Source organism: Stygiolobus sp. RP850M (genome assembly GCF_037389295.1).
In the GTDB taxonomy this organism is placed as follows: domain Archaea; phylum Thermoproteota; class Thermoprotei_A; order Sulfolobales; family Sulfolobaceae; genus Stygiolobus.
On sequence record NZ_JBBHKU010000071.1, the window covers coordinates 71710 to 94471 of the forward strand.

The 22762-nt window shown below is 38.9% G+C and carries 24 protein-coding genes and 1 pseudogene; 10 read left to right on the forward strand and 15 right to left on the reverse strand.

The features are described 5' to 3' along the window. Positions 1 to 20: 20 nt before the first annotated feature. On the forward strand, positions 21 to 1589 hold the full coding sequence (locus WIW52_RS09840; RefSeq protein ID WP_337710199.1) for an acyl-CoA carboxylase subunit beta: 1569 nt from the start codon (positions 21 to 23) through the stop codon (positions 1587 to 1589). On the opposite strand, the gene WIW52_RS09845 is transcribed toward WIW52_RS09840, so the two are convergent. Both WIW52_RS09845 and hel308 read right to left on the reverse strand, forming a co-directional pair. Next, positions 1561 to 1743 (reverse strand): hypothetical protein, encoded by a 183-nt coding sequence (locus WIW52_RS09845; RefSeq protein ID WP_337710200.1) that lies wholly within the window; start codon positions 1741 to 1743, stop codon positions 1561 to 1563. The genes WIW52_RS09840 and WIW52_RS09845 overlap by 29 nt on opposite strands. After that, positions 1712 to 3832 carry an ATP-dependent DNA helicase Hel308 gene (gene hel308 / locus WIW52_RS09850; protein ID WP_337710202.1) on the reverse strand — a complete coding sequence of 707 codons (2121 nt, stop codon included), beginning with the start codon at positions 3830 to 3832 and terminating at the stop codon, positions 1712 to 1714. The genes WIW52_RS09845 and hel308 overlap by 32 nt, the downstream gene beginning before the upstream one ends. A gap of 156 nt (positions 3833 to 3988) precedes the next feature. Between hel308 and WIW52_RS09855 the strand changes: the two genes are divergently transcribed. Next, on the forward strand, positions 3989 to 4213 hold the full coding sequence (locus tag WIW52_RS09855; RefSeq protein WP_337710204.1) for a ribbon-helix-helix domain-containing protein: 225 nt from the start codon (positions 3989 to 3991) through the stop codon (positions 4211 to 4213). Continuing rightward, complete coding sequence (locus tag WIW52_RS09860) at positions 4200 to 5180, forward strand: inorganic phosphate transporter (protein WP_337710205.1); 981 nt, start codon at positions 4200 to 4202, stop codon at positions 5178 to 5180. The genes WIW52_RS09855 and WIW52_RS09860 overlap by 14 nt, the downstream gene beginning before the upstream one ends. Here the strand turns inward: WIW52_RS09860 and WIW52_RS09865 are convergent. From WIW52_RS09865 to WIW52_RS09875, 3 genes are read right to left on the reverse strand one after another with little or no spacing between them, the layout of a single operon-like run. Beyond that, the gene (locus WIW52_RS09865; protein WP_337710207.1) at positions 5169 to 5828 is read right to left on the reverse strand and encodes a DUF47 domain-containing protein; all 660 of its coding nucleotides are present in this window, start codon (positions 5826 to 5828) and stop codon (positions 5169 to 5171) included. The genes WIW52_RS09860 and WIW52_RS09865 overlap by 12 nt on opposite strands. 59 nt (positions 5829 to 5887) lie before the next feature. After that, a complete protein-coding gene (locus tag WIW52_RS09870) occupies positions 5888 to 7012 on the reverse strand; it encodes a citrate synthase/methylcitrate synthase (RefSeq protein WP_337710209.1) in 1125 nt (374 codons plus the stop codon). Then, entirely contained in the window at positions 6990 to 8135 is a 1146-nt protein-coding gene (locus tag WIW52_RS09875) for a DUF763 domain-containing protein (RefSeq protein ID WP_337710211.1), read from the reverse strand. Before WIW52_RS09875 ends, WIW52_RS09870 begins: the two co-directional genes overlap by 23 nt. A 36-nt stretch (positions 8136 to 8171) precedes the next feature. Here WIW52_RS09875 and WIW52_RS09880 point away from each other — a divergent pair, with 36 nt between their 5' ends. Beyond that, positions 8172 to 8852: a metallophosphoesterase family protein gene (locus WIW52_RS09880; protein ID WP_337710212.1), complete on the forward strand. Its 681-nt coding sequence runs from the start codon at positions 8172 to 8174 to the stop codon at positions 8850 to 8852. Here WIW52_RS09880 and WIW52_RS09885 read toward each other — a convergent pair. The 5 genes from WIW52_RS09885 to WIW52_RS09905 form a co-directional block, all read right to left on the reverse strand. Further along, complete coding sequence (locus tag WIW52_RS09885) at positions 8829 to 9476, reverse strand: peroxiredoxin (RefSeq protein WP_337699699.1); 648 nt, start codon at positions 9474 to 9476, stop codon at positions 8829 to 8831. The genes WIW52_RS09880 and WIW52_RS09885 overlap by 24 nt on opposite strands. Before the next feature lie 113 nt (positions 9477 to 9589). Next, positions 9590 to 10567: a DHH family phosphoesterase gene (locus tag WIW52_RS09890; protein ID WP_337710213.1), complete on the reverse strand. Its 978-nt coding sequence runs from the start codon at positions 10565 to 10567 to the stop codon at positions 9590 to 9592. Between the two features lie 13 nt (positions 10568 to 10580). Continuing rightward, positions 10581 to 11189 carry a cysteine hydrolase family protein gene (locus WIW52_RS09895; RefSeq protein WP_337699696.1) on the reverse strand — a complete coding sequence of 203 codons (609 nt, stop codon included), beginning with the start codon at positions 11187 to 11189 and terminating at the stop codon, positions 10581 to 10583. A gap of 47 nt (positions 11190 to 11236) precedes the next feature. Beyond that, positions 11237 to 11833, reverse strand: coding sequence for an endonuclease V (locus tag WIW52_RS09900; protein ID WP_337699695.1), 597 nt, complete (start codon positions 11831 to 11833; stop codon positions 11237 to 11239). Continuing rightward, a complete protein-coding gene (locus WIW52_RS09905) occupies positions 11815 to 12285 on the reverse strand; it encodes a phosphatase domain-containing protein (protein ID WP_337710215.1) in 471 nt (156 codons plus the stop codon). The genes WIW52_RS09900 and WIW52_RS09905 overlap by 19 nt, the downstream gene beginning before the upstream one ends. A 172-nt stretch (positions 12286 to 12457) precedes the next feature. Between WIW52_RS09905 and WIW52_RS09910 the strand changes: the two genes are divergently transcribed. Together WIW52_RS09910 and WIW52_RS09915 are read left to right on the forward strand one after the other, a co-directional pair. Further along, entirely contained in the window at positions 12458 to 13795 is a 1338-nt protein-coding gene (locus WIW52_RS09910) for an FAD-binding oxidoreductase (RefSeq protein ID WP_337710216.1), read from the forward strand. Continuing rightward, positions 13773 to 14294 (forward strand): nicotinamide-nucleotide adenylyltransferase, encoded by a 522-nt coding sequence (locus WIW52_RS09915; protein WP_337710218.1) that lies wholly within the window; start codon positions 13773 to 13775, stop codon positions 14292 to 14294. The genes WIW52_RS09910 and WIW52_RS09915 overlap by 23 nt, the downstream gene beginning before the upstream one ends. Before the next feature lie 5 nt (positions 14295 to 14299). Here the strand turns inward: WIW52_RS09915 and WIW52_RS09920 are convergent, their stop codons facing one another. Both WIW52_RS09920 and WIW52_RS09925 read right to left on the reverse strand, forming a co-directional pair. Then, positions 14300 to 15841: a M61 family metallopeptidase gene (locus WIW52_RS09920; protein WP_337710220.1), complete on the reverse strand. Its 1542-nt coding sequence runs from the start codon at positions 15839 to 15841 to the stop codon at positions 14300 to 14302. 9 nt (positions 15842 to 15850) lie between these two features. After that, positions 15851 to 16543: a TIGR00266 family protein gene (locus WIW52_RS09925; RefSeq protein WP_337710222.1), complete on the reverse strand. Its 693-nt coding sequence runs from the start codon at positions 16541 to 16543 to the stop codon at positions 15851 to 15853. A 39-nt stretch (positions 16544 to 16582) separates the two neighbouring features. Here WIW52_RS09925 and proC point away from each other — a divergent pair, with 39 nt between their 5' ends. Further along, positions 16583 to 17368: a pyrroline-5-carboxylate reductase gene (proC, locus tag WIW52_RS09930; protein WP_337699684.1), complete on the forward strand. Its 786-nt coding sequence runs from the start codon at positions 16583 to 16585 to the stop codon at positions 17366 to 17368. Between the two features lie 69 nt (positions 17369 to 17437). Then, the gene (locus tag WIW52_RS09935; protein ID WP_337710225.1) at positions 17438 to 18796 is read left to right on the forward strand and encodes a RuvB-like helicase; all 1359 of its coding nucleotides are present in this window, start codon (positions 17438 to 17440) and stop codon (positions 18794 to 18796) included. A 46-nt stretch (positions 18797 to 18842) separates the two neighbouring features. Here the strand turns inward: WIW52_RS09935 and WIW52_RS09940 are convergent, their stop codons facing one another. Together WIW52_RS09940 and WIW52_RS09945 are read right to left on the reverse strand one after the other, a co-directional pair. Beyond that, a complete protein-coding gene (locus WIW52_RS09940) occupies positions 18843 to 19295 on the reverse strand; it encodes an NUDIX hydrolase (protein ID WP_337710226.1) in 453 nt (150 codons plus the stop codon). Between the two features lie 3 nt (positions 19296 to 19298). After that, positions 19299 to 20738, reverse strand: a complete 1440-nt coding sequence (locus WIW52_RS09945) for an L-aspartate oxidase (RefSeq protein WP_337710228.1) — start codon at positions 20736 to 20738, stop codon at positions 19299 to 19301. A gap of 66 nt (positions 20739 to 20804) precedes the next feature. Here WIW52_RS09945 and WIW52_RS09950 point away from each other — a divergent pair, with 66 nt between their 5' ends. Together WIW52_RS09950 and nadC are read left to right on the forward strand one after the other, a co-directional pair. Then, complete coding sequence (locus tag WIW52_RS09950; protein WP_337699677.1) at positions 20805 to 21371, forward strand: GMP synthase subunit A; 567 nt, start codon at positions 20805 to 20807, stop codon at positions 21369 to 21371. After that, a complete protein-coding gene (gene nadC / locus WIW52_RS09955) occupies positions 21371 to 22204 on the forward strand; it encodes a carboxylating nicotinate-nucleotide diphosphorylase (protein ID WP_337710235.1) in 834 nt (277 codons plus the stop codon). Before WIW52_RS09950 ends, nadC begins: the two co-directional genes overlap by 1 nt. Here nadC and WIW52_RS09960 read toward each other — a convergent pair. Continuing rightward, positions 22196 to 22633, reverse strand: a pseudogene (locus WIW52_RS09960) (DUF929 family protein); the annotation flags it as partial. The gene nadC and the pseudogene WIW52_RS09960 overlap by 9 nt on opposite strands. Between the last annotated feature and the right edge of the window lie 129 nt (positions 22634 to 22762).

Consider the following 22762-nt stretch of genomic DNA (forward strand, 5'->3'; position numbering starts at 1 on the left):
ATCAATAGGTGAGGAGAACTATGTCAGCTGAAAAATCCGCATATGAAAAATTATTAGATGAATTAAGGCAAAGAAAAGAAAAAGCATATAAAGGAGGAGGAGACGAAAGGATAAAGGCACAACACTCTAAAGGTAAACTAACAGCCAGAGAAAGGCTTGCACTATTATTTGACGAGGGCACGTTTAACGAGATTATGACGTTCGCCACTACAAGAGCTACAGAGTTCGGGCTCGATAAAGAAAGATATTACGGTGACGGTGTGGTAACTGGTTGGGGTAAGGTAGACGGAAGGACTGTCTTTGCTTACGCTCAAGACTTTACGGAAATCGGCGGAACCTTAGGGGAAATGCACGCTGCAAAGATAGGAAAGATTTATGAATTAGCACTTAAGGTAGGTGCGCCAGTAGTAGGAATTAACGACTCAGGTGGTGCTAGAATTCAAGAAGGAGCAATGGCACTAGAAGGATATGGTCTTGTATTCAAGAATAACGTAATGGCCTCTGGAGTAATTCCACAGATAACTATTATGGCTGGACCAGCTGCAGGAGGAGCAGTGTATTCCCCAGCACTTACCGACTTCATTATCATGATCAAAGGGGACGCTTACTATATGTTCGTAACTGGTCCAGAGATCACCAAAGTAGTATTAGGCGAAGAAGTTACCTTCCAAGACTTAGGGGGAGCTGCTGTTCACGCTAGTAAATCCGGTGTAGTGCACTTTATGGTTGACAGTGAACAAGAAGCAATAAACACGGCAAAGAAATTGTTATCTTATTTACCTTCAAACAATATGGAAGAACCACCTTACATGGACACTGGTGACCCAATAGACAGAGATGTTAGCGGAGTAGATCAAATAATGCCAGATGACCCAGCAAAACCGTATAACATGAAGGAAATAATAAGTAGAATAGTTGATAACGGCGAGTTCTTAGAAGTTCACAAACACTGGGCTAGGAATATAATAGTAGGATTCGCTAGGATCGGTGGAAACGTAGTGGGAATCGTAGCTAATAACCCAGAAGAGTTCGGAGGTTCAATCGATATTGATGCAGCTGATAAGGCTGCAAGGTTCATCAGGTTCTGTGACGCGTTTAACATACCATTGATAAGCTTAGTAGACACACCAGGATATGTTCCGGGGACCGACCAAGAGTATAAGGGAATAATTAGACACGGTGCTAAGATGTTATATGCCTTTGCTGAGGCTACTGTGCCCAAGATAACAATGATTGTCAGGAAATCTTATGGCGGAGCCCATATAGCTATGAGCATTAAAAGCTTAGGTGCTGACCTAGTTTACGCATGGCCTACGGCAGAAATTGCTGTAACCGGACCGGAGGGTGCCGTAAGGATCTTATACAAGAGAGAGATTCAGCAAGCAAGTAACCCAGACGACTTCATAAAGCAGAAGATAGCTGAGTATAGGAAGTTGTTCGCCAACCCATACTGGGCAGCTGAGAAGGGATTGGTTGACGACGTAATTGAACCCAAAGATACTAGGAGAGTTATAGCTGCTGCTCTTGAAATGTTGAGGAATAAGAGAGAATACAGGTATCCTAAGAAGCACGGTAATATTCCACTATAACATAACACAAACCTTTTTCTTTTTTCTCGATCTTTACCTCCCTTCCTAATGCTTTGAGTAATAAAATTAACTCCTTTAATGTTTCACAATCCCCACTAAATTGCCTCTCTCCGTTCAAAAACCTAAGTAATAGCTCTTGCAGCTTCTCTGACAATTTTTTCACCTAATTTTGGTCCTAACAATTGTTTCACTTTCTCAGGATTCATTATTATCTCCTCCGGTGTCTTTATCCCGTGAGAATAGAGTAATCTAGCCCTCACTCTTCCTATTCCCGAGACCTTAATCAAGGGAATTAATTCCTCTTTTACCCCGTCCTTAACTCTCATGTGGAGTTTTTCTAATACCTCTTTATGTTCCTTCAGACCAAGTACTGAGGCTACATGGAAGCCACTGTAGGTGAGCCAATCCATAGTTTCAATGATAGCTCTTAAGTCCCCGGAACCTATTCCATACCTACCTAAGATAGTGTCTTCGTCTACTTCCTCTATCCAATCCCTCATAATGAATGCAACTTTAAGGGAGGAAAGATAGTTCGATAGTTCATACTCGTCGTAAGGCTCTTCTATGAATAGTTCGCAGTCTAGCTCGTCTAATAGGACGTCCTCTTCAGCCTTAGTTATACTTACTAAGGGACCGTCTGGAGTGTATGCAAGCATATGGAAATAGGCTATTTCACACCTTTTTTCATTTCGGGTAAGTGCATCCTTTATTGTAACGGCTGTGAACGGGTTAAGATATAAATCTGAAATTCTCCTGCCAAACCTCGTTAAAGTTAAGTACTCATCCTTTTGAGCAATAAACTCGTTATCAAGTAACCAGTTTAAAGCTTGCTTAAAATATTTCTTTGCTAGCTCCTTCGGAAGTAAAGTGTCTTGTATGTAATCGGTCAAAGTCTTTTCGGTCACGTCTTCTTCGGAAGAGATTATGCTTAGGATAAAGGAATAGAATGCACTTTCTGATCCCAATTTTGACTCTAAAGGCTCGACATCTGAGTTCAGATACCTCTGCATAACCTTGTCTACTTCACTCTTCGTCCTCACAACCACCACAGACTCTCCGTATTCATCAAATCCGGGTCTACCTGCCCTTCCGCTCATCTGTTTGTACTCCATCACTGGAATATATTCCGTGAAACCTATGACCTTCCTATTAAATCTATGTATATCACCTATAACTACAGCTCTAGCCGGTAAATTAACACCGGCAGCAAGTGTCGGAGTAGCTACTATGACTTTGATGAACCTATCTCTAAATGCGTTTTCGATTATATCGCGTAACCCCTTAGACAATCCTGCATGGTGATATGCTACTCCTTTAAGTATTAGGTTATAAAGTGCCTCTTTTTCATTGCTTCCTCCGTCTTCTACTTCCTTAACCCTCTCTGCTACTTCGTGAAGTTTTTTATCGTTTAATTTTACAAAATTCATGTATTGTGAGATCTTAACTGCGGTAGCCTCAGCATACTTCCTAGAAGACCTGAATATTAAGACTTGACCATCCTTAGAGATCACGTCTAGGGCGTATGCTACAATAGGGCATTCGCCGTATACCTTTCTGAACGTTCCGTCCTTATACATTACTACAAAGTCCTTCTTTTTATTGCCAACATATAGCACACCTTCCTTTAAAGGTACTGGTCTCCAGTTGGTAGCTACTACATCTGCCTTTAGCCACTCTGCGATCTGTTTATAGTTCCCGATAGTCGCACTCAGGGCTAAAATTGTCCCTTTTCTTTTAGCTCTTACCGCTACGCTTTCAACTACTGGTCCCCTTTCAGGATCATTCATATAGTGGAACTCATCTAATACAAAGTAGTCTACTTCCTTAAGCCAAGGAGAGTTATGCCTCCATAGGGAATCTAACTTCTCATAGGTCGCAACTATAATATCGTAGTCCTTTAACCAGTAGTCATCACTGTCATAATCCCCACTGGTCATTGCCACTTTCAGCCCTAACTGTTCCCAGTCTTTAAAAGTAATGTATTTTTCGTTAGTTAGGGCTCTGAGAGGTGTAGCATAGACTGCTTTTCCTCCTTTGTTTATGAGATGACTTACCATTCCGAGTTCAGCCATCAGAGTTTTACCGGAAGCTGTAGGAGAAACAATAAGTAAGGGTTTATCATCTAATAAGCCTTTTTGAACAGCCTCTGTCTGTGGTGGATTAAGTTTTTGAATCCCCCTTTTTTTGAGGATATCCTTAATTTTCTCGTTCACAGGTAATGAATCAACGCTTATACATGTCATTTTTAAAATGTAAATACTATTAACAAAAGCCTTTTTAAGAATTTATCCGCATCGCCAAAGTAGGATATTGCCTAATTAGACTATTAACCAATTCTATCACTATAAAAAGATTACTAAGCCCTTTTTACTAGGAAAGACTTTTCTAAATGGAAGGAAATGAGATTTGTGATTCCTATGAATGGTGTTAAAAAACTAGACGAAATTACATACGAACTCGAATTCAATAGTGTTAAGACGATCTCCTTTAAACTGGAGGAGGAATTTCTCAGAGAAATAGACGAGATGGTTAAAGTAATGGGTTATAGTAACAGAAGTGACTTGATTAGAGACGCTATAATAGCATATATAAAGGAGTTAGAAAGAAAGGATGGTAGTGAGTAGTTCGAACTTACTTGAATATTTTATATTTGTCATTGGTTTGATCTCATCATTTTTAGTTGGTGGAAATAACTCTGCGATAGCGTTAGGAATATTAATCTCAACTAATGTGTTAAGGAGGAGATTATCCTACCTAATTAATGCCATTTCACTGTTCTCAGGAGCGTCGATCGGTAGCATTACTATGGAATCCAGCATTTACGGTTTAGTAAGTTCACAGAACTTTTTACTTTTGGAAATAGTACTCTCCGCTATTCTTTTTTCCTCTACGGTCACGTTTTACTACCTTAATAAAATAGGAATTCCAGCATCATTAAGCCAGATGATTTACCCTTCGTTAGCCAGTGTAGTGCTGATAGCAAGAGGTACAATAGGATTTGACTGGGGTAAATTCGACTTCACCGTGTTGTCATGGATTCTTTCACCTTTAGTCGCCATAGCTACATCACTTTCTATGTATTTCTTTCTAAAGAAATTCCTAAAGAGCAAAAGAAATTTCATCAGAGAAATTAGATATTATAAATACGGTCTAATAATTTCCTCTATTTTTACTTCTTTCGTAACGGGGGCTAACGCAATTGGAATAATTATATCTGCTGGACTAATCAGCGAACCATTCTACATTACGGCACCAATTTACGCTGCTGCAGCAAGCTTAGGAATTTATTTAAGTTCGAGAAAGGCTGTAATAACGGTAGGTTTTAGAATAACAAGGCTCGGGTACACTGCCGCTTCTTCAGCACTTATAGGAAGTGACATAATATCTGAGGTATTTACCATTTTTGGTGTCCCCATATCAATAACGCAGACAATAATGGGTGGAATAATAGGATTAAGTTTGAGAAGCTTTGGATATGACGTTCAAAGGCAGTTGAAACAAATTGCGAAAGGATGGATTGTTTCCCCTATGTTGGCAATGATTGTAAGCTTGGCGGCTTATGGGATTTTAAGGAGCATATTAGGACTTTAACGTAGCATAGAGGACTTCAATACTTAACGTAGCATCTTCCATGAAGTCAAGAATGTCATCTAAGAAGAATATCACATCCCTCATCTGAAGGATAGTGATGAGGTCTATGTCTTTCTCCATTGAATATAGTCTTGAAATGAGCATATCCTTTAGCTCATCACCACTTCTCTCCAACATTTGTATCTCTTTCCCTACTTTTAGCGCTTCATTGATATCATTGGATAGTTTAGATAACATATCCTCCAGCCTCTCTGATGCCTCATCTATCGTAGACAAATAAGATAATATGCTCTCCCTCAAGTTAATGAGACATTTTTCCGCTGGTTTTCTAGAAGATACAGCCCTTGCCGCGTCTTTTATTGCAGCACTGGTTTGATATAATGCCTGAGTTAGCATTACAATAGCTTCCTTAAAATCCGGTAAAAACGCGCCACCATATATAATGGATAATGTTTCCTCTCTATACATTGCTATCCTTTCGGTTACCGTCTTGATCTTAACTATATTTGAATTCACGGTATCTTCTTCATTATTTAAAACTCCAACGAATAATTGTCTAAGATTATCACAAGCAACTTTCAGGTCCTCGCCAATCTTCACTAGTTTAATAAAGAGTTCCTCCTCTTTATTCAGTTTAAACTTAATCATTTAAGTTATCTCCTTACATGAAAGTTAAAAACCTACTCTAAAACGTTTATGCTATGCCATTATCTACTATCTAAAGGAATATATTTCCTGCCTATTTCACCCTTATAGTACGCTTTAGGTCTTATTATCTTGTTATCTTTCACGTACTCTAATATATGTGCTATCCATCCAGTAACCCTAGCCGACGCGAAAACCGTCGGGAAGAACTCTGGCTCGAAGCCTAGCGCATAAAATACAATGCTAGAGTAGAAGTCTACGTTAGGGTATATCCCTTTTGATCCTAGATGTTTAATTCCTATTTCTTCTACCTTCTCGGCTATCTCATAAAGTCTCCTAATTTCTCCTCCCTTTTTTTCAGCTAACAGTTTTGCATAGTCCTTCAATATTCTAGCCCTTGGATCATAAGTCTTATAAACTCTATGACCAAAACCCATTATCCTTTGTTTATTAGCCAGTCTATTAAGAATGTATTTCTCTACATTTTCTACATCTCCTATTTCCCTGAACATCTTGAGCGCTTCATAATTTGCACCTCCGTGTAACGGACCTTTTAACGCCGAGATGCCTGCTATAATAGCCGAGTATATGTCGGAAAGTGTGGATGCTACTACCAAGGAAGCGAAAGTGGACGCATTCATTTCATGATCTATATGGAGAATCATGGCAACGTCCATTGCCCTACATTCCTCTTCACTAGGTTTTGTTCCATTAACCATGTAGAGGAAATTTGCAGCGTGTGAAAGGCTAGTATCTGGTTCTACAGGCTCTAAATCCCTTCTTAATCTGATATAGTAAGAAATTATAGTAGGAAATTTAGATATTAGGTTAATTATACTCTGTTCTGAAACACTGTAAGTATGAGAATTTTCCTCGAGCCCCATAATACTGACTGCTGTTCTCAGTACGTCCATGGGATAAGCGTTCTTTTTTACGCCTTTTAAAAATTCTTTAACCCTATCTGAAATACCCCTTGACTCCCTCAAAGACTTAACGAAATTCTCGTACTCATATACGTTAGGTAGCTTCCCGTAAAGTATAAGGTAACTAGTTTCTTCAAAATTGGAAAATTCAGCCAAGTCGTAAATAGAATATCCTCTATAATAAAGTCTACCTAGTTCACCGTCTATATAAGTTATTTCCGTCTCTTTAACATAAACGTCCTCAAGACCCTTCTTTATCTCCATGTTTAGCCAACTCCTTTAATTTACTTAAAGCAAACTCTTTATCTTTCTTCTCCACTTTTATCTTTTCTATAATATCTTCTAAGGTGTAAATTACTTCATAAGCTACCTTCCTATTCACGGGAAAAGGTATGCCGTCCTTACCTCCTATGGCATATGCGTATTTAAACGGATCATAAGGATAATTAACAGGGTCCTCGTAAGACGGTGGTTCATTGTAGATTAAGTCGGCTACAAGATACAATGCCCTCGCCGTAGAAGGTCCTATACCATTCAATAATGCCTCCTCTAGGTTTATTGGGTTAGACTCATAGACCTTATTCAACACTTCCTTGACCCTTCTCAAGTCATTAGGTTTCATGTAGATTAACTTTACTTTAGGAGATATTTTCACGTTAAACGCTTGAGAGAACAGTGTAGACTGACCTTTAAGCAGGTTCTGTGCCATTTCTATCTGGGATACCACTTTAGTCGGATTATCCCTTATTAAATCTAGAAGTAGTTTGCGTGTATTCTCTCTATCACTTCTTACACTATCTATGGCTACATCATGCCTTATCCCAGCTATACCTTGGTGAGGTTCTATCGTAAATTTTCTTGTATAGAACCAATGATATCTTCTAGCATATCTTGTCTTAAGATTCATGCCTTGTTGTATTATCGCCCATTTGCCACTTTTAGTAACTAACATAGAATGATGATATAATGTGTGACCGTCTTGAACTAATACGCTATCTACTTTAGCAACTAGCCTACTTGCCCTTTCCAGTTCCCCGACATCCGCGTCGATTTTTTTGTCTAGAACTCTTAATTCCTCTGGGACTTTAAGCGCTTTTTTACCTTTTCCTCCTAATACAGCAATGCCTTCATCGTCAATGCTTACTACTTCCTTTAATATTCCCAAGGTTACAGTTGTTGATCCAGATGAGTCCCAATCCATACCTATTACGTTGTTGAATGCTTGAAACCACAGGGGGTTTGATAATCTTTCTAATACTTTTTCCTCGCCCCATTCTATAATCATAACGTCTATAATAGCTTTTGATAGCCTCTTCATTATAGAGGCTAACCAGGAAGGGACTTTGCCCTCATGGAGGGGTAAATCAGCTATACCTTCTAATCTCACAATACTTTTCTAATTGCTAGAGATAAATATAAATTGATGTTGATAGCTGCAACGTCTGATCTCCATTCACCCAAATATCTAACTCAGTTCTTTGCATCTTTCAGCAAAATTAGAGAGGCGGAGATTTCGCTATTTTTACTAGCTGGAGATCTGGCAGAACAAGGGGAATATAGGCACTTTACTCCGATTTACGAAGTCCTAAAGAAGTATAAGACCATTGCTGTTTTCGGAAATGAGGACTTTACCGACAAGAGGGAGTACTATAGGAAGTTTTTTAGTGAAATAATATGGCTAGAGGAACAATCTACGACCGTAGAGATACAAGGGTTAAAAATCGTTATAGTAGGTAGTGAAGGTATCTTGGAGAAACCTACAAAATGGCAGATGCTTCACGGGGTAGATGAAAGAACTTATCAAGAGAGGAAAGAAAAGATAGAAAAATTACTCTGCGAAAGCAAAGGAGATTTGAAGATCCTCCTTACCCATTACGCACCAACTTTTCGAACAGTTTTCGGTGAAAAGAAATCGATCTACCCCAATCTTGGATATCAGATACTAGAAACAACGGAATGTTTACCAGATCTAGCTATACATGGACATGCACACTACGCCAAAGTAGTTTATGGAGAAGTGAGAAAAACTAGAGTCTACAACGTAGCATTTCCAGCAAATAAAAAAATATTATTAATAAATTTAGACTCTTTGATCAGGAGGTAACTCGTCGTATTTTTTGAAGAATAAGTACCAAGCCTTGGCATTAGGTAGCTTCATTCTCATTTCAGCTTCGTCAAATACAGTAGGCGGAGGTACAATTACATCTTGTCCAGGTTGCCAGTTTGCCGGTAGTACGACTTTTGCCTTATAGTTTACTATTGCTGCCTTAGTTATCCTAAGTAACTCATCAATATTTCTACCGTATTCTAACGGGTATTGAGCTACAAACCTGATTATACCGTCAGGCGAAGCTAGCACTACAATTCTTATAGTCTGACCTGATGCATCGTCTAATGCATCTAACATTCTTGCAAACTTCTTATCAGGGTCAGCTATTACTGGGAAGGGTACTTTTACACCGTACCTCTGCTCTATATCCATTAACCACTGTATGTGTGAATAAATACTATCAACGCTTAATCCAATTAATTCTACACCTAGTTTCTTAAACTCTTCATATTTCTGAGAGAAGGCTACAAACTCAGTAGTACATACTGGCGTAAAGTCAGCGGGATGTGCAAATAAGAATAACCACTTTCCTTTGCCGAATACATCTTTATAGAAGTCTATTGGACCTTTAGTGGTTAGAACTTGTGTATCAGGAAACTTCTGATATAGTTTGACCATTTTAGAATCACTATGATCTCAAAACGTTTCGACTTTTTAAAGTATTTCTAATCAAAAGTAAAACGAAAAATCTTTTATTTTAAAAGGAGACATACATCTTTTCACAATTTTCTTCACATAGTTACGTTCTTCTTACCTTCATAATTTATAAAACCGGTCTCAGTTACGACTTTTTTAACTATGTCAGAGGCCCAATTTAACAACGGACCCCTAATTCCTAGCCTATGAAGGAGAAACCTCCAGAATGGAGCTTTAAGACCCGCACCAGCTGCTAGTATGTGACCACCGCCACCTAGTTTCTCGGCAAACCTCCTCACGTCTATGCTGTTACTTCTAAACGATATTGCCTTTCCGTTCACTGATGCATAAACTAATGCACCGTATCGGTTCATCAAGAATTGAGAGGCATAACTAATATCCGGAGGTCCCCTCCATCTCACAGCCACTACTATGTTCTTTCCGTTGATATTCAGAACTCTAGTGTATTTATGTAAGTTCTCGTAACCCTTTAACTCCTTGTCTATTTGATCGAGCAAAATCTTTTCAAATTCATCATCCCATAGAACTCCATTGTAAAACTTATTGATTAAGTACTCCTTCCACTTATAGTCTTTATTATACTCCACAACACGCCTTAATTTTTCACCCATGGGATCATCATGAAGCCAGATGTCTACTGAACAGTCAGCACTAGCCAACTTTCTTGAGAACTCGTCTTGCGGATTCAGATTCTTATTTACTACTCCTGCACCACATGTAGACAAATCGTGATACACTTTAACCCCTGTTTCTTGTAGCTTCCTCTTCCACTCCTCCTTCCACACATGGTGATCGAACCACTCTATTTCTGCTCCTTGACTTATTAATTTCTTTAAGTTCTCTATCACATTGTCTAAAGTAGATGCGTTTAAACCTATATCAGCTATCATAATCTTATAAACTCCTCTTAATTCCAAGCTCTTTAGTAAATTGTGGATCTTAGTAGGCTCTGTAAAAAACACTTTTTTCGGTAAAGAGTTAACAGCCCTAGCGTATATCGCAGCAGACGCAGTTCCATCAAAATCGTTATGTACGATAGCGTAATAATCCATGTCTCATCATTCGTTACTTTCTAGTAATAAATTTTATCCCTTCCGAGGTAGAAATCTTTCCTTTATACAGAAAATCTACTTGCCTTAATGACGCATAGTAATCAAATTCTGTTAAAGCTGAAATACCATCCTTTGCCACAACCACGTTATACCACCTCAAAGCCGCACTACCAGCCGTGTGAAGCACACAGATATTAGCTACTGTTCCGGTCATAATTACGTTCTTAATCCCCTTCACTCTCAATATATAATCTAACGGGGTCTCGAAAAACGCGTCGTATCTGTATTTCTTTATTAAGAAATCGTCTTTCTCAGGCTTTAACTCGTCTACGATTTCAGCACCCCAAGTTCCTGCAACAGCGTGTTCTCCCCAAATTTTGAATTCCGGATCATCCTTCATATGCCAATCCTGAGTATAAATAACGTAAGCCCCTTCACTTCTCGCTTTTTGTATCAATCTTTTAATAGCAGGAATTGTAGCTTCTGCCGTAGGTACGTATAACTTCCCTTCCTTTCTCACGAAATCGTTTTGCATATCAACTATTATCAGAGCAGTAGTAGAAGGATCTAATTCGACTTCTTTTTCTTCGGGAATATCGGGAGTTTCTACGGTGACTTTCATAATTAGAAGTTATCTGTTAACTTTTTAACCTTTTATAAAAGCGAATTTCACCTTTTTCTCTTTGTCTCTTTAGAAATTTTATCAGCCAACTTAAGTGCTTCGGGATAACCGAGCCTGGATAACGTGATCACGTCGATTAAATCCACCTTATTACCTATGCTAAAATAATATTTCCCTCGTTTTACACCAACTTTTTCTCCGTTAACAAGTATGTAAGTTTCTTCACCTTCTCTAACCTCTTCTCCGAACAACCTCGATTTAGCTACACCTATTGTCGGAATATCCAGTAAAACACCTATGACTGTAGCTATTCCGCTCCTTCTGGGATGGGCTAACCCGTGACCATCAACTAGCGTTAGTTGGCATTGGTCTTGGTATTTTTCGAGAGCTTTCATCATTAATGGAGCCTCCCTCATGAATAAAAACGTAGGAATATAGGGAAAGTTTACCTCACCAGTGAAGACGTAATGCTCGTATCTGTTGCCGTCAAAGTAAACTACCACTGCATAACCTATATTACCTTTGTATGCTATGTCTAAAGCACATACGCTTTTCACGTTTTCTACTCCTAAGTGGGTTATACTTACATTCCTAGCAACTAAATACTGAAACTTTACTAAGAAATTTAAAAGTGGGTCTTCCACTTGCCCTTCAACCTTTCCACTTCTAATACAAAAAGCTCTTGCTCATAAGTTTGGATTGCACCAGGTTTATATCGCCTTACTTCATCTATAGCAGATTCTGCATCTAGACCTTCAGATAAAACTAAGTAACTCGCTATCACAGTTCCAGTCCTTCCCATACCGCCTACGCAGTGAACTAGATTACCCTTTCCTTGTTTAAGCCAATTATAAATTATGATAAATTGCTCCATAGTAGGAGGATGACCATCTGGTATCTTAATATGATAGTACTCAAAACCTAGTTCTTTTAAGGTCTCATAATAATAGTCTACGTTGCCCCATGCCTCTTCTATTTCCCAATCCTCGGGCAAAATTAGAACTCTCTTTACTCCTCTTTGCCTCCACTCTTCTAACTCGTCTCGGGTGTAAGGTATAGGGGATCCGCCTATGATACCTTTTCTAACCCAGTACACTCATCATCACACTCTGCAGATCCGCTGTTCTTCATCCAATATTTATTATGGTGGGCTGTCCCTATAAATCCGTCTATAAAAAAAAGGATCATCAAAGATTTAGCACTACACACTAAAAGTCGATTTGATTTAAATATATACTCATAAATTTCGGAAAGCTCATAATATTCATGTGCTAGACGGGATTGAAATAGAAGAGGGAAAAGAAAGGGAGGACTTTGCAGGATTTAAAATAAAACCTAAGATTATCGCTTACCCAAAAAATGAAGATGAAGTAGTAAAGATAGTCAATTACGCTAGGGATAACAATATCCCCATTGTAACTTATGGTGCTGGGACAAGCCTTGCTGGTCACCTACAGTGTGAAGGATGTATCTTAGTAGACATGAAACGTATGGACAAGATCTTAGAAATTAACGAGATAGATTGGTATGTTAGAGTCCAACCTGCAGTAAATCTCGAGAGACTCAATGTAGAACTTAGCAAAAAAGGATTTTTCTTTCCACCGGACCCTGCAAGTTACTTTCTGTGTTCAGTTGGCGGGGCTACTGCTAATGCTTCAGGTGGAATGAGAGGGGTAAAATACGGAACTTTCAGAGACTGGGTATTAGCATTAAGGGTAGTTTTACCTAACGGAAAGGTTGTGAAAATTGGAGAACCCCTAAGGAAAAACAGAGGAGGATACGACCTTCTACACTTGTTCGTAGGCAGTGAAGGAACATTGGGAATAATAACCGAGATTTGGCTGAGGATAATACCTTTACCTCAAAGTAAAATTTACACACTGTTAGTTTATGTAAATGATATAGAGGAAGCTGGGGAATTGATTTTTAACATAAGAAAGAAGGGAATCCTTCCTGAAATAGCCGAATATATTGATGACCAAGTGGTGAGAGCTTTAAATAGACAATTAAATGCGAGACTCGATGAGAGCGGAGGGGGCGTTTTCATTATTTCAGTTGAAGAAGAAAATTTACTAAAACTTCGAGATCTTCTAGCGGATAAAAAATACATAATAACCGAGGGAGATGAAGCAGAGAAAATATATTCAATCAGAGCACAATCGGCAATAGCGCTTAAGGCAGAAGCGAAACTAATGTATGTAGAGGACATAGTAGTACCCGTTTCCCGTTTAATTGATGCTATAAAGAGAATAAAAGAGATCGAAAAGAAATATAACATAAGAATGCCGGTAATAGCTCATATAGGCGACGGTAATTTACACCCCAACATAATTCTAGACGACCCACTAAAAGCTCAAGAGATCTTTGAAGAAGTCGCTAAGATAGCGATAGAGCTAGGAGGTTCCATATCAGGAGAACATGGTATAGGAGTTCAGAAGGCTAAGGTACTGGCTGAGCAACTTAGTGCACATAACGGTAAAGAGGTCTTAAAAATAATGAAGGGAATAAAGGATTTAATAGACCCCTACCATATTATGAACCCCGACAAATTTGTTGAATTAGCTTACAAACTGAGTGAGAAAAATGAGGGCTCTATTTCCAGGTAGGTTTCAGCCCTTTCATCTAGGGCATATGGCTGCTATCCAATGGTTATTGAATAAGTACGATAAAGTAATTATCCTTATAGGAAGTGGCCAGGAGAGCCATTCGATTTATAATCCCTTCACAGCCGGGGAGAGACTTATAATGATAAGAGAGAGCCTAAAGGAGTACGGCGTAGATTTTCGAAAGGTTATTCTGTTCCCTATGATGGAATCCTTTACAAACAAGAACTGGGTAAGAATAGTAGAAATGTACTCACCACCGTTTGATGTGATAGTAAGTGGAAACCCTTTAGTATACACAGTGGCAAAAGAAGCAGGATATCTAACAGATCAAGTGCCGATATTTAATAGAGAGATATATAATGCTACTAGAATAAGAAAGTTGATGCTAGAAAAAGATCCGAAATGGGAAGAGCTAGTACCGAAGAGTGTCTATAAGTTCATTAAGGAAATCGGTGGCGATGAGAGAATTAGAGAAGTCACTAAGAGTGATTACTGTTAGCTAAGTTAAATTAACTTCTTGTCTGATACACCTTCACCTTTGCCGAAAACCTTCTCGAAAATACTACCATTGGTCTTTATCTTAACTGTATGCCCCGGATTACTACCGGGAAGAACCTCAAATTGCTTTACAACACCATCTCTAACAATTAACAAGTCTAGTGATTGTCCTTCTTGAATATTCGCTCCTTTTACACCGTTCACTGCGATTATCTCATCCCCTGGGAATAGACCAGCATTGTCTGCAGGTGAACCATCCTCAACAAAAGTAATCTTATTTGCTTCTAGCCTTATACCAACGTAAGGTTTACCTCGATCCACAAACTCAACTTCAACATACTTCGAAAGGTGCTTAAAGATGGGAGGATCCCTCTTATATACTAGTTCGTCGAGGAAATCAACCCCATACTCTTCTGCAACGTTTCTTATATCACTATAGGTATAACCGGTCTCTTTGAACCTCAAGTAGAGAGCCTTAAACATCGAATAAATGTCGTAATGGTTATCACTGTTTTCTCTTATTTTCAAGTCCATGAGCAGACCTACTACGAACCCAAGGTCGTAATACGAAACGCCTATATTAAGGAAATTATCGTCACGTTTATAAAGCTTTATCCACGTTAGTTTTGATGATTCTGCCAAGCTCATCCTCTTTATCCCAGGATAGGTCAAGTTCGAGAGGATATTCGAAATAGACTTTAGTCCTTGTTGTGTGTCAATTACCTTACTCAGCACAAGAGACAAGAATGCTAGGTAGTCAGTAACTCCTTCAGCAAACCACAGTAGTTCCGTATAATTTTCCCTCTCATAGTCAATACGCATTAATTCTCTAGGTTTTAACCTCTTGACATTCCACTTATGCACATATTCATGGGCAAATAACCACAGCAAATCCTCTCTGTTCCACGGTACAACAATTGCCGATGAGTTCTCGTGCTCTATACCGCCGAAGTTTACATCACTACGCCTGAAGAAGAATATGTAGCTTTGTTTGTCTTCATTCTCAATTGATAAAGAGGAATCTAGAAAGTTAAGGACTTTAGATAACTTTTCCAGCTCGTTGACGTTATTGATTGTGGAAATCGAGTGAAACTCGGTAACCTTAATCAGATTCAATTTAGGGGAGGCCTGAATAGGTGAGTCCGCAAACTCATCATAGTTCCTTGCACAATATGTAAATTTTCCAATTTCCTTCAAAGTAGTGTGTACTACCCAGTTATTAGGTAATTTTAAGCTTATACAGTATTCTTCGTTTAAATCCTGATAAGGAAAAACTGACACGGGATTTATAAATATATAATCTACCGTCGAAATAGTCTCTCTTTGATCTTTAGATATTGCTGAATAGACATACTCAAATTCGTCATCAGTGAGAAAGTACTTGTTCTTGGAAACAAGGGAAGCTCCTCTTAGCATCACGACGTTCTTCTCTTGCTCTCTTATGAAGTACGATCCTGGAACCCACGTAGGGAAAACTATCTGTTTCCCTGCTACTCCTCTTCCCTTTACATAAATATACTTATTTTTAGGTTCCACAATAAAGAACATCCCAACACCTTAAAACGGAAGCTGAATACCACCTTGTTGCCCACTGGGCAGATATGGGATTAGTGCTGAAGCGAGTTGTTCGGCCGTTAATGTATGCAACCATACCCGTCCAGGGCCAGTTATAGTAACAAAGAAAAGTCCTTCATGGGCAAAGAAAATAGACCTAAGTCCTCCGACAAGCTGGACAGAGTAAGGCATTCCTTCCTCAAATGCCATTAAGTGAGAAGCTTCAACTTGTATCGTTTCACCTGGTTGTAGATCCCTTACAATTAATCCGCCATAAGAGTGTAGGAATAAGTTGCCGAAACCGGTAAATCTTGCTAAGAAAAGCCCCTCTCCTCCTAATATTCCAGCCGTCAGTCTGGATAAAGTAGCATCGTAATTTACAGTGGTCTCAGCGGCTAAAAAGGAGTGGGACTCGGCAAGAATCCCTCTACCTTGTAACGGAATTTGGACTATTTTGCCGGGGAATATCCCCGACAGTACTACTTGTCCAGGACCGTAGAACTCAGTTACAAAAAACGAACCACCAGTTAATGCCCTCTTGATTCCGGATAAAAGACCGCCTCTTAATTTTGTTTGCAAAGTAACAGTGTTATCTTTTATTATCATGTGTCCTGCATCGGCATATATTCCCTCGTTTGGAGATAAATATACCTTAAGGTACTGTAAATCATCTCCTTGGATCTCGTATTGTGGCATAAGAAAGAATATTTACAATAGTTATTAAAAATCTTCTAAATGGTTAGAGTAGCTATTTTAGGTTCTGGGAAGATCGGTACAGCAATTGCTAGATCTATTAAGGATGATTTCGAAGTTATAGCAACGGCAAGAAACGAAACTACATTAAAAAAAGTCCAAGAACTTGGCATAAACTCAACGAGAAATAACTCGTACGCCGTAAGTCAAGCTGACGTAATAATCATCAGTGTAAAACCTCAACACTTTAAACCGTTACTCTCAGAAATAGACACTAATTTGTGGGAAGGAAAAATAGTTGTCTCAGTAATGGCAGGTGTGAGACTGGCAACGCTTTCAAGACTCCTTAGAGGAGCTAAAGTATTTAGAGCAATGCCTAACATTAACGCTGTTGTAGCCAAGGCTACTACAGCAATAACACCAGGAAAAGACGAGATCGTTGAGAAGATCTTTTCTTTAATAGGAAACGTGTATTGGGTTCAGGAGGAGTTGCTAGACGCATGGACAGCAATTATAGGAAGTGGTCCTGCTTTCTTGGCTGAGATTATAGATGCCTTTGCTCTTGGTGCCGTAGCTTGTGGTATGCCCCGAGACCTTGCTTATAATGCTATTTTAGATATGGTGGAAGGGACAGTCACTATGCTTAAGAAATGTAAGACGCATCCAGTGTTTCTCAGAGACCAAGTTACAACTCCTGCAGGCACTACTATACGCGGTCTTATGGTTATGGAAAGTGAGGGGGTCAAGTCTGCTGTTATAAAAACCGTCGAATCTGCTTATCAGAGAGCCGTAACAATAGGTAAGGAAATCGATAGTTCTATTCAGTAAATGAAAATAAGTATAACTTCGTATTAATTTTGAGTTAAACTCAAAAGCATTTTTTATAATTTAAAATTGATGGCCGAGATAAGAGAAATTAAAAAAGTAGAAAGAGAGAAAGCGTCTATTCACAGCCATATATCAGGACTAGGACTAGATGAAAAGGGAAAACCTAAGTTTAAGGCTGATGGGCTAGTAGGTCAGATGGAAGCTAGAGAAGCAGCTGGAATAGTAGTCCAACTTATAAAACAAGGTAAAATGGCAGGGAAAGGTGTCCTCTTTGTAGGCCCATCCGGCACTGGTAAAACAGCACTGGCAATTGCAATAGCTAGAGAACTAGGTGAGGACACTCCGTTTACTATAATGAATGCATCAGAGATATACTCAACGGAGTTAAAGAAAACTGAGATTTTAACACAAGCAATAAGAAAATCTTTAGGTGTCAGGATTAAACAGAGGAGAACGGTATACGAGGGAGTTGTGAAGGATATGAAGCTAAAGGTGGCAAGGAGCAGATTAAACCCATATGCAGTAATGCCAAGAGAAGCCCAAATAACTTTGGCTACTAAGGATGATGAGAGGACTTTAAACGTCGGAGACGCGATAGCTGCTCAATTAATGAAAATGAACATAAGAAAGGGAGACGTGATATGGATTGATGCTGAAACAGGTGAGATATCTAGAGTTGGTAGAGCTAAAGGAATAGAGGGAGAAAAGACATACGATGTAGACGTTGTAAGGCAGGTAGAAGTACCGAGCGGACAAGTAAAAAAGGAAAAAGATATCACCTTCACCGTAACTCTCCACGACTTAGACTTAAACATAGCTGCACAAAGCATATCAATTACTGCTTTGTTTAGTTTCTTTACAGAGAGAGAAATAAACCAAGATATCAGAAAGCAAGTAGACAAGTTAGTAAAGGATATGGTAAGTAAAGGAGAAGCGGAACTAATTCCAGGGGTACTATTCATAGATGACGCACACATGCTAGACATTGAAGCCTTCTCATTTCTCACCAAAGCACTTGAATCCGATCTAGCCCCTATACTAATCCTTGCAACTAATAGAGGCATAACAAAGATAAGAGGAACTGATATGGAGTCTCCGCACGGAATGCCGCTTGATCTATTGGATAGATTATTGATAATACCTACGAGACCATATAACCGAGACGAAATAAAAGAGATAATAAAAATACGTGCTGACGAAATAGATGTAAAACTTGACGAAAAAGCGCTAGAGTTACTTACTAAACTAGGAGTTGAGAACAGCTTAAGATACTCAGTACAGTTACTCGAACCATCACTAGTGATAGCTCAAAAGAAGGGTAGGGATGTAGTAATGCCGGAGGACGTAGAAGAAGCATCTAAACTATTCAGCGATACAAAGAGAAGCGTAAACTATGTTAAGGAGTATGAGAATTTACTGTTGAAATGATGAGTGAAGACGGAACCGACCAGTGAAGAATCGTTGCCGGACTGAACTATTTCTTTAAGCACTCTTCATAGAATCTTTTTTCTAGAACGTCCTTTAAAATTCTGAAAGTCATCCCCCATATCCTAAAACCATTATAATAAAATTCGTCATTTCTACTTTCCAACTGCTTAGGATTTATCCATATTGCCATATCGACCTCGTCCTTCTGGATCTGTGGAATAAATTCTTCATCTACACAACCTAAGTAGGCTCTCACTTTCATATCAGGAGCGTTATTAGGGAAATATACTCCTAGGTCTTTAACTAATCTAGGCTTTATTCCCACTTCTTCGATACACTCCCTTACTGCTGTTTCATCACATGTTTCACTACTCTCTCTTCTTCCACCTGGAAATGCTATATGTCCACTCCAAGGATCATTAGGACTCTCTTTTCTCTTAATTACTAGAATCCTACCGTTCTTCGAAACTAGGACGACTATAGCAGCTCTACACTCCATGTTTTAAGAATTAAAAACTCTGAAGTATATTCTCTTTTCCCATCTCGGATCTTTGAACGGATAGTCTTCTCTATAATGATTACCCCTACTTTCTGTTCTAATGTCCGCAGCTAATGCCGTTAGATATGAGATCAAAATCTCTGGTCTACTTTTTGAGGGATAATATACTGAAGTAAGTTTTGACAATTTCTCGTGGTTCCTAATTATCCCCAGGTTTTCCCAGTTTAACTTTCTAATTTCGTTTAATGTTAAGGTATTACCTATTCCTTCATCTTCAATGAGTTTTAAAGTTTTCATTATTCCGTCTTCAGTTGTTATTCCCTCCCGTTGAAGGTCAACGTATTGTGGTAAATTAATTCCGAAGACTAGCCCTTCAAGCAGGGAGTTACTGGCCAGCCTATTAGCACCGTGAAGACCACTATCGCTTATCTCGCCTATTGCGTAAAGGTTCTTCACACTGCTCTCTCCCCTAATATTCACTCTTATTCCTCCGTCTACAAAATGAGCAGCGGGAGATATAGGAATAAGATCTTTCTTAGGATCTCTTCCGTGTCTGGCTAGGTAAGAAGCGACCACTGGGAATTTTTTCTGAAAATCTTCTATATCCCTTAAATCCATGAAAATCCGGTGACCTTTCAACATCTCGATATATATAGCCCTTGACAATATGTCCCTAGGAGCTAATTCTCCTTTGGGATGGTATTTAAACAGAAATCTCTCGCCCTTCTCATTTACTACTTTAGCTCCTTCTCCTCTCAGCGTTTCGGTCATAAGGAAGGTCTCTCCGTCCAATTTTGCTACAGTAGGATGAAATTGAACGAATTCCATATCGCCCAGCACAGCTCCTACCTTAAAAGCCATAGCAATTCCTTCTCCGATGTTAGTAGGTTGTGTAGATGTGAACTCAAATAAGTATGAATAACCACCGGTAGCCAAGACGACTTTATCCGCATCCTCTATGATTCCTCTTGTTTTTGTGACAAAACCTCTGACCTCTCCTTCTTTAACTACCAAATCTGTCACCATGTCTTCTACAACTGGAATCCCAAGAGAACGCGCTTTGTTTAACAAAAACCTGAATATCTGCCCTCCAGTCTCATCAGTCTTATACATCACTCTACGCCTTGAATGGCCTCCCTCTAGTCTCAGCCCTTTATCAAATTCAAATCCCCAAGACTGAAGAGTTTCGACAGCGTGTTTCCCCTCTTGTGTAACATATCTAACTGTTCTAATATCACAAAGTCCATCTCCTACTTTGATCGTATCCTCCGCATGTAATTCCGGGCTGTCATTAACAGAGACAGATACAGCAACACCGCCTTTGGCTATTGGGGTGGACCCTCCATCTACTTTCTTAGTAATTACCGTAACTTTATGACCCGATATTTTCAATGATACAGCTGCGGAGAGACCTGCAATTCCGGAGCCTATAATATAGATCATTTAATATCGAACTTATGTTCGGAATATAAAAGCTTTAATCCTAAGGAGATAAGTATTTGACTCGCAGTGAAAATAGCTGTAATTTACTTTGGAGGACAGTATAACCACCTTATCGTGAAAGATCTTAAATACCTCGGGGTTGAGGCTGTAGCCGTCACTCCTGACAAACCAGTGGACTTCTTAAATAATTTCGATTGCGTCATTTTCGGTGGAGGCCCTTATTCCGTAGTAACGGAATTAGATAAAATGGGGAATGCTAAAGAATATGTACTGAAAACCACTTTACCTAAAATGGGTATATGCTTAGGACATCAGTTAATAGCGAAAGTTCTAGGAGGAGAAGTAAACAAAGCTAAGAACCCAGAGTACGGCTTAGTTAACGTTATGATTGACGATGAGGATACGTTACTAAGAGGTTTAAAACCATCTATAAAGGCTTGGGAAAGTCACACAGACGAGGTTATATCACCGCCTAATGGGTTCAGAGTATTAGCACATAGCGAGAACGCTAAAGTACAAGCTATGGTGAACAGTGATAATACTATTTTCGGGGTTCAGTTCCATCCTGAGGTTAAACATACGGAAAAAGGGATTGAAGTATTTAAGAATTTCATCCAGGCATGTAAGAAATGATATTAGAAAAACTTATATCTAGAAGACTGTTAGAACTCCTAGAAGAAGATGTATTGCCTGAGGACATTACAAGTAAAGCCGTAAAAGGGGTTAAGTGTAGAGCTTATGTAGTAGCTAAAGAAGAAGGTTTGTTAGCAGGAAATAAGTTTCTTGTACCGTTCTTAGAAGACATGCGATTAAAGGTCATAGAAGCTAAACCAGACGGAAATTATTTCAAAAAAGGAGACAAATTGCTTATTTTCGAAGGAGACGGAGAAGACGTCCTAATGGTCGAAAGAACATTGCTTAACTTACTTAGCAGACTTTCTGGGATAGCTACTGCGACATCTTTAATGGTAAAGCTTGCAAGAACTGTTAACTCTAATGTTGTTGTCGCTGGAACTAGGAAAACTACTCCAGGTTTAAGACTATTCGAAAAGTACGCTATAGAAGTTGGTGGCGGAGACCCTCATAGATACAATCTGTCCGACATGGTTTTGATAAAAGATAATCACATAACATTACTAGGTGGAATAAGAAATGCTGTAGAGAGTGTTAGAAAATACGTAAGTTTCTCAAAGAAGATAGAGGTAGAAGTGACTAGTTTAAAAGAAGCTGTAGAGGCATACGAAGCTAAGGCCGATATCATTCTCTTAGATAATATGACCCCAGATGAAGTAGGAGAGGTTGTTTCTCATCTGAAAGGAAAGATACTAATAGAAGCCTCGGGTAGGATTACTCCTGACAATGTAGTGGAATACGCAAAAACTGGGGTAGACATAATCTCTAGTGGTTACATAACCCACAGTGTAAAGGCTATCGATATGTCCCTAGACGTAGAAAAACTAGACTAAACCTTGTATTTCTTTTACTCCAGATTGTATATAGCTCTGGTTCAAATGGTTTATCAAGTACTGCGGCGTCTCATTTTGTATTAAAGACGGGTTTATTAAATAACCTATCAATATATATGTCCCCTTATTCCCTGAAATTATAACGGTCGAAGGTATATGTGGAGGGTTGCCCATATACGCAGCAGATTGGAAGAATCCACCTTGCGCCCACTTGTCCACTACGTATTCCTTAACTATATGGTAATATTGAGGTAAATATTGCTGTATCTGAGATAATCCGTATTGAACGTAGTTACTTACTTGTAGACCAGTTGCCGTAGCATTAAGGTAACGGTTATAAAGATAAAGGAACTTGAAGTGAACATACGAGTTTGGCTGAAAACTTAGAAAAATAAGAGATGGAGTATCAGGGTATATGTCGTTAGGGTCTGAATAAGTGCTTTGTTGATCTCTTCAATTTATTTCATAAGCATGATATGATACATTGAGAATTTTTCAGTAATTAATATTTATTTCAACGTTATTCGCAAGCTCACACCCTAATACCCGGAGCTCTAC

What these genes read in the sequence shown, in the direction of transcription:
- WIW52_RS09865 (WP_337710207.1), bottom strand. Translation starts at nt 5,828, where the DNA reads ATGATTAAGTTTAAACTGAATAAAGAGGAGGAACTCTTTATTAAACTA.
- WIW52_RS09940 (WP_337710226.1), bottom strand. Translation starts at nt 19,295, where the DNA reads ATGGAGTGTAGAGCTGCTATAGTCGTCCTAGTTTCGAAGAACGGTAGG.
- WIW52_RS09945 (WP_337710228.1), bottom strand. Translation starts at nt 20,738, where the DNA reads ATGATCTATATTATAGGCTCCGGAATTGCAGGTCTCTCCGCAGCTGTA.
- WIW52_RS09870 (WP_337710209.1), bottom strand. Translation starts at nt 7,012, where the DNA reads ATGGAGATAAAGAAGGGTCTTGAGGACGTTTATGTTAAAGAGACGGAA.
- WIW52_RS09920 (WP_337710220.1), bottom strand. Translation starts at nt 15,841, where the DNA reads ATGTTCTTTATTGTGGAACCTAAAAATAAGTATATTTATGTAAAGGGA.
- proC (WP_337699684.1), top strand. Translation starts at nt 16,583, where the DNA reads ATGGTTAGAGTAGCTATTTTAGGTTCTGGGAAGATCGGTACAGCAATT.
- WIW52_RS09895 (WP_337699696.1), bottom strand. Translation starts at nt 11,189, where the DNA reads ATGAAAGTCACCGTAGAAACTCCCGATATTCCCGAAGAAAAAGAAGTC.
- WIW52_RS09885 (WP_337699699.1), bottom strand. Translation starts at nt 9,476, where the DNA reads ATGGTCAAACTATATCAGAAGTTTCCTGATACACAAGTTCTAACCACT.
- WIW52_RS09925 (WP_337710222.1), bottom strand. Translation starts at nt 16,543, where the DNA reads ATGCCACAATACGAGATCCAAGGAGATGATTTACAGTACCTTAAGGTA.
- WIW52_RS09915 (WP_337710218.1), top strand. Translation starts at nt 13,773, where the DNA reads ATGAGGGCTCTATTTCCAGGTAGGTTTCAGCCCTTTCATCTAGGGCAT.
- WIW52_RS09855 (WP_337710204.1), top strand. Translation starts at nt 3,989, where the DNA reads ATGAGATTTGTGATTCCTATGAATGGTGTTAAAAAACTAGACGAAATT.
- hel308 (WP_337710202.1), bottom strand. Translation starts at nt 3,832, where the DNA reads ATGACATGTATAAGCGTTGATTCATTACCTGTGAACGAGAAAATTAAG.
- WIW52_RS09890 (WP_337710213.1), bottom strand. Translation starts at nt 10,567, where the DNA reads ATGGATTATTACGCTATCGTACATAACGATTTTGATGGAACTGCGTCT.
- WIW52_RS09860 (WP_337710205.1), top strand. Translation starts at nt 4,200, where the DNA reads ATGGTAGTGAGTAGTTCGAACTTACTTGAATATTTTATATTTGTCATT.
- WIW52_RS09935 (WP_337710225.1), top strand. Translation starts at nt 17,438, where the DNA reads ATGGCCGAGATAAGAGAAATTAAAAAAGTAGAAAGAGAGAAAGCGTCT.
- WIW52_RS09840 (WP_337710199.1), top strand. Translation starts at nt 21, where the DNA reads ATGTCAGCTGAAAAATCCGCATATGAAAAATTATTAGATGAATTAAGG.
- WIW52_RS09880 (WP_337710212.1), top strand. Translation starts at nt 8,172, where the DNA reads ATGTTGATAGCTGCAACGTCTGATCTCCATTCACCCAAATATCTAACT.